Source organism: Frigoribacterium sp. CFBP 13605 (assembly GCF_014839405.1).
In the GTDB taxonomy this organism is placed as follows: Bacteria; Actinomycetota; Actinomycetes; order Actinomycetales; family Microbacteriaceae; genus Frigoribacterium.
Map to the genome: position 1 here is coordinate 1 of NZ_JACYNS010000141.1, position 5,203 is coordinate 5,203.

Genomic DNA, 5,203 nt, shown 5'->3' on the forward strand with positions numbered 1-5,203 from the left:
GCGGCCCGCGACCCGCGCGCCGTCGGGCGCGACCCGCGTCGGGTGGCGACCCGCGCCTCCAGGAGGCTGCCCCGCGTCGCGCGCACGCCGCCGGGTGACGGGCACCGCGCCAGGAGGTGGTCAAGGCGCCAGGACGTGGTCACAGCGCCAGGCTTTCCCGTGGTGCGGTGTCCACCTCCTGGCGTGGTGGCTGGTGGGCTGGTCGCGCCACACCCCATCCCGCCATGAAGTAAACAGTCCGCCACACAAAGACGTGGCGGACTGTTTACATCGTGGCGGCGTGCCCGGCTGGCGGGACGGCCGAGGAGGCGCGGCGCGGCCTGCTCGCGCCGGCGCGGCTGACCGCCCGGGCTCAGCGCTGCAGCGTCGCGCTGGGGTACTCGCCGAAGCGTCCGACGTACGACGCCGTGAAGCGGCTCAGATGGGTGAAGCCCCAGCGCTGGGCGACGGCGCCGACGGTGGCCTCGCCAGGGGCGAGCTCGATCAACTCGGCCCGCACGTGGTCGAGGCGGATGGTGCGCAGGTACTCGGTGGGCGTCACGCCGAGCTGTCGGCTGAAGGCCTGCTGCAGCCCTCGCGGCGTCAGGTGCACGGACTCGGCCAGCTGGGTCATGTTGACCGGCAGGTGCGAGTGCGTGTGCAGGTACTCGACCGCCTCGCGCAGCCGGGCGTTGCGCGGCACGAGCAGGGCGGGCGGCAGGTCGATCGACCGGTGCGAGAACGTGTCGAGCAGGGCGAACGCCGACTCGCGCTTGAGCTCGGAGCGCAGCAGCTCGGTGGACTCGCCGCCGAGGATGGTCTTCGCGGCGTTGGTGATGGTGGACTGCCAACGACGCAGGTTCGCCAGGTCGGGCACGGCCGTGTGGTCGAACTGCAACGGCCCGGCGAGGGCCCCTTCGTGCTCGGCGGCCATGCGCTCGAGGTAGGCGGCGTCGAAGTGCACCAGGTTCTGGCGGTACTCGCGCACCTCGAACTCGAAGGCCTTGCCGGTCGGGAACATCAGCGGACGGCCGATCTCGAACGCGGCCTCTTCGGCGCCCACGTCGACCCGGCCCTCGCCCGCGGTGATCCAGGCGACGACGTACTCGCGCTCGGGCTGGATGGCCCCGCGGATGTCCCCGAGGAACATCGCCGACCGCAGGGTCATGTCCTCGTCGCCCGCCGTCGTGTAGCGGTAGGCGAACGTCTCTTGCCGGGTGTCGGTGCGGAACCCGGCGCCGTTGTAGGTGTCCTCGAACAGGGCGCGCGCCTGGTCCATGTCGCGGCCGCCCATCTCGGAACGCACCGGGGGCAGGGTCTGTTCGGGTTCCATCACAGTGATCCTGCCATGACCGGGCCCCTGAAAGAACGTCCTGACCGGGCCGAAGCCCCGAAGCGGGGGCGGAGGTGCGCGGGGCTCACGCGCCGGCGGGGCTCGTCGCCGGGCCGAAGGCCTTCGTGAACGCCGCCTTGAGCACGGCCTTGAAGCCCGTCGGCAGCCGCGTGCGGTGCAGCACGTCGGCCTCGACGACCAGCGCGAAGAACGTCTCGCCCTCGACCAGCCACCAGGCCCGCACCGTCTCGGTCGAGAACACGGCCTCGCCGTCGGGCTCGTCGGGGCTCTCGACGATGACGCGGTCCTCGTAGAGGGCCACCGCACCGTGTTCGCCGTTCATGGACGCCGAGCACTCGAAGACCAGGTCGGGGTCGAGCGGGGGCGCGAAGTCGCCGAAGAAGAGGTCGGCCGCCGCCGTGCGGGTCGCGTCGCCGATCTCGCCGAAGTCGCTGGCGACGTTGAAGTCGCCGAACGCCGCGTCGGAGGCGCCGGGAGCGTCGACCTCGGGGGCGCGGCGCGACATGTCGCTCTCTGCGTCCACTGGTTTCTCGACTCTCGTCCCGATCCGGTGCGTACCTTCTCACCGCCGTGCATCTTCTGCACCGGTCCCATTAGAGCGCCTAGCTACTGTGAGTCGCATCCGGGGGCGACCACAGTTCGGTTTGTGGCCATGTCGAGCGGAACCGCAGGAGGCGCGGCCGGCGACGGTCAGGAGGCGCGGCGGACGACGGTCAGGAGGCGCGCGTGATGCGGTCCACGGCCTCGCGGGTCAGCGCACGACTCGGCGGGGACGGGTCGAGGGCGCGGTGGATCGAGAGCCCCTCGATCAGGGCGTCGACCTGGCGGGCCGTGTCCGGGTCGAAGTGGCGCTCGAGCTCGACCCGGCTGCGGCGCATCCACTCGCGGGTGATCTCGCGGAACCTCGGCTCCCGCGCGGCCAGCGTGTAGAGCTCGTAGCTGAGCACCTGGTCGCGGACCGCGGCAGGGCCGGTCAGGTCGTCGTGGACCAACGCGACCACCGCCTCCTTGGCGTCGTCGCGAGTGGTCGCGGCACCGAGCCGGCGCTCGAACCGCACGATGATCGTCTCGGCGAAGCGGGAGAACGCCTCGTACAGCAATTCGTCCATGCCGTCGAAGTGGTACGTCATCGAGCCCAGGGGCACGTCGGCGCGCGCTGCGATCTTGCGGTGCGAGGCGCCGGCGACGCCGACCTCGGCCACGACGTCGAGCGCCACGTCGATGAGGCGGTCACGACGGTCGGGCTCGGTACGTCGCACGGCGCCCACGATCAGATGCTCCTCAGCACGCGGGCCGGATTGCCGACCGCGACCACGTTCGCCGGGACGTCCTTCGTCACCACCGCCCCGGCGCCGATCACGCTGTTCTCGCCGATCGTCACCCCGGGCAGCACGATCGCGCCGCCGCCGAGCCAGACGTTGTCGCCGATCGTGATCGGCTTCGCGGCCTCGAGCTTGTCGCGACGCGGCTGCGGCTCGACCGGGTGCGTCGGGGTCAGCAGCTGGACGTTCGGGCCGATCTGGCAGTCGGCCCCGATCGTGATCGGGGCCACGTCGAGCGCCGTCAGGCCGTAGTTGACGAACGTGCCGGCCCCGATGGTGATGGAGCTGCCGTAGTCGACGTACACCGGCGGCCGGACGTGGGCCGTCTCGTGCAGGCTGCCGAACAGCTCGCGCGCGACGGCCTGCGCGGCGTCGACGTCGTCGGCGAAGACCGCGGCGAAGCGCGCCTGCAAGGTGATCGCCCGCTGCTGCTGCGCCGCGATCTCGGGGTCGTCCGCGATGTAGAGGTCGCCCGCGAGCATCCGCTCGTGGTTCGTGCGCGGGTCGCCGGCGAAGTGGTCGGTGGTGGTCATGCACGACACCCTAGACGACGAGCGTACGAACGTACACACTGGACGCATGACCAACCGACCACCGTTCAGCCCCGAGCTCGCCCGACGCCGGGCGGCGGTGTTCGTCTTCATGGCGGTCGTCGGCGTCTCGCTCGCCTCGTGGGTCGTGCGGACCCCGGCCATCCGCGACCTGCTGCAGGCGTCGACGGGCGAGATGGGCCTCGTCATCTTCGGCCTGTCGATCGGGTCGATGGGCGGCATCCTGTCGTCCGCCCCGATCGTCCGGCGGCACGGAGCCCACCGCGCCGTGGCGATCGGCGGCAGCGCGTTGGTCGCCGGCGTGGCCCTGGTCGGCGTGGCCGCCTCACTCTCGATCACCCCCGGCGTCTTCGTCGGCCTCGCCCTGGTCGGGGCGGGGGTCGGCCTGGCCGAGATCGCCGTCAACATCGAGGGCGCCGCGATCGAGACCGCCTCCGGCCGCTCGGTGCTGCCCGTGCTGCACGGCTGCTTCAGCCTCGGCACGGTCGCGGGGGCCGGCCTCGGCATCCTGTTGACGGCGACGCACGTCCCCGTCCAGTGGCACCTGCTCGGGGTCGCGCTCGCGGGCGGCGCCGCACTGGCCTGGGCGGTGCCGATCGTGCCGCGCTCGACCGGACGCTCCGACGAGCGGGCCGAGCGCGCCTCCGGGGTGCGGGCCCGGCTCGCCGGGTCGCTCGCGGTCTGGCGCGACCGCCGCCTCGTGCTGCTCGGCCTGATCGTGCTCGCGCTCGCCCTGGCCGAGGGGTCGGCCAACGACTGGCTGCCGCTGCTCTTCGTCGACGGGCACGGGGTCTCGGCGACCGCCGGCACGGTCGTCTTCACGGCGTTCGCGGCGGCGATGACCGTCGGCCGCTTCCTCGGCGAACCGCTGCTCGCCCACTTCGGTCACGCCACCGTGCTGCGCGCCAGCGCACTGGTCTCGGCGGTCGGCATCGCCCTCGTCGTGTTCTCGGACTCGGTCGTCGTCGCGGGCGTCGCCGTCGTGCTCTGGGGACTGGGTGCCGCCCTGGGCTTCCCGGTGACCGTCTCGGCCGCGGCCGACGGCGACGACCCGACGACGGCGGTCGGAGCCGTCGCGACGATGGCCTACGTGGCGTTCCTGGTCGGGCCGCCGCTGCTCGGCTTCGTCGGCGAGCACGTGGGCCTGCGCAGCGCGATGATCGTCGTGCTGGTGGTGGTCGCGGGCGCCTCGCTGATCACCTCGGCGGCGCGTCCCCGCGAGCGGTCCGCCGCCGCCCGGCCTTAGTGTACGTTCGTACACCATGACGTCACCGACGACCTCTCCCGCGGCGCCGGCCCGCACCGTGCCGACGTGCGAGGACCGCCGAGCCCGACTCGGCGTCGCCCTGCTCTTCTTCACCAACGGCGCCCTGATCGCGAACCTCCTCCCGCGCTACCCCGCCATCAAGGACGGCCTCGAGCTGTCCAACGCCGACTTCGGCCTGGCGGTCGCGGCGATGCCGGTCGGCGCGCTCGTCGCGGGGCTCGGCGCCGGATGGCTGATCCGCCGCCTCCGGTCGTCACGGGTGGCCGTGGTCGGCACGGTCGTCACCGGGGTCGCCGTCCTGCTGGCCGGCATCGCCCCGGTCGGTGGGCTGCTCGCCGCGGGCTTCCTGCTCGCCGGTGCCCTCGACGCCATCGTGGACGTCTCGCAGAACTCGCACGGACTGCGCGTGCAGTACCGCTACCGCCGGTCGATCCTCAACTCGTTCCACGCCGTGTGGAGCATCGGGGCCGTCCTCGGCGGGCTGATGGGCGGGGCGGCGGCGGGACTCGGCATCCCGATCGTCTGGCACCTCGGGGCCTCGGCGCTGATCTTCGCCGTCGTGGCACTCGTCGCGTACCCGCTGCTGCTCGCCGGGCCCGAACCGGCCGAGGGGGCGGCCGAGGGCCCGTCCGAGACGGCCGACGCGGCGGTCCTGCCCGGCGACGACGTGACCGCGGGTGCCGGGGCGGCGGCCGCACCCGTGGCGACGGACGCCCCCGACGGCGGAGCG

General features: G+C 73.0%; 6 protein-coding genes. 2 read left to right on the forward strand and 4 right to left on the reverse strand.

Annotated elements, in window-relative coordinates; translation table 11 throughout:
• Nucleotides 1–352: 352 nt before the first annotated feature.
• The 4 genes from IFT36_RS16835 to IFT36_RS14980 all read right to left on the reverse strand — a co-directional run bounded on the left by IFT36_RS16835 (nucleotide 353) and on the right by IFT36_RS14980 (nucleotide 3,188).
• Entirely contained in the window at nucleotides 353–1,312 is a 960-nt protein-coding gene (locus IFT36_RS16835; RefSeq protein WP_056044714.1) for an AraC family transcriptional regulator, read from the reverse strand.
• 85 nt (nucleotides 1,313–1,397) lie between these two features.
• On the reverse strand, nucleotides 1,398–1,856 hold the full coding sequence (locus IFT36_RS14970) for a hypothetical protein (RefSeq protein ID WP_056044715.1): 459 nt from the start codon (nucleotides 1,854–1,856) through the stop codon (nucleotides 1,398–1,400).
• Between the two features lie 190 nt (nucleotides 1,857–2,046).
• On the reverse strand, nucleotides 2,047–2,592 hold the full coding sequence (locus IFT36_RS14975; RefSeq protein ID WP_123571175.1) for a TetR/AcrR family transcriptional regulator: 546 nt from the start codon (nucleotides 2,590–2,592) through the stop codon (nucleotides 2,047–2,049).
• Between the two features lie 11 nt (nucleotides 2,593–2,603).
• The gene (locus IFT36_RS14980; protein WP_159825057.1) at nucleotides 2,604–3,188 is read right to left on the reverse strand and encodes a sugar O-acetyltransferase; all 585 of its coding nucleotides are present in this window, start codon (nucleotides 3,186–3,188) and stop codon (nucleotides 2,604–2,606) included.
• Between the two features lie 46 nt (nucleotides 3,189–3,234).
• Between IFT36_RS14980 and IFT36_RS14985 the strand changes: the two genes are divergently transcribed.
• Both IFT36_RS14985 and IFT36_RS14990 read left to right on the forward strand, forming a co-directional pair.
• Nucleotides 3,235–4,452, forward strand: coding sequence for an MFS transporter (locus IFT36_RS14985; protein WP_249408667.1), 1,218 nt, complete (start codon nucleotides 3,235–3,237; stop codon nucleotides 4,450–4,452).
• Nucleotides 4,453–4,468: 16 nt separating this feature from the next.
• Nucleotides 4,469–5,203: MFS transporter (locus IFT36_RS14990; RefSeq protein ID WP_200413550.1), on the forward strand; the 735-nt coding region annotated here is incomplete at its 3' end.

Bases quoted from the DNA above. Each gene is read 5' to 3' on its own strand.
- IFT36_RS14980 (WP_159825057.1), bottom strand. From the start codon at position 3,188: ATGACCACCACCGACCACTTCGCCGGCGACCCGCGCACGAACCACGAG.
- IFT36_RS14985 (WP_249408667.1), top strand. From the start codon at position 3,235: ATGACCAACCGACCACCGTTCAGCCCCGAGCTCGCCCGACGCCGGGCG.
- IFT36_RS16835 (WP_056044714.1), bottom strand. From the start codon at position 1,312: ATGGAACCCGAACAGACCCTGCCCCCGGTGCGTTCCGAGATGGGCGGC.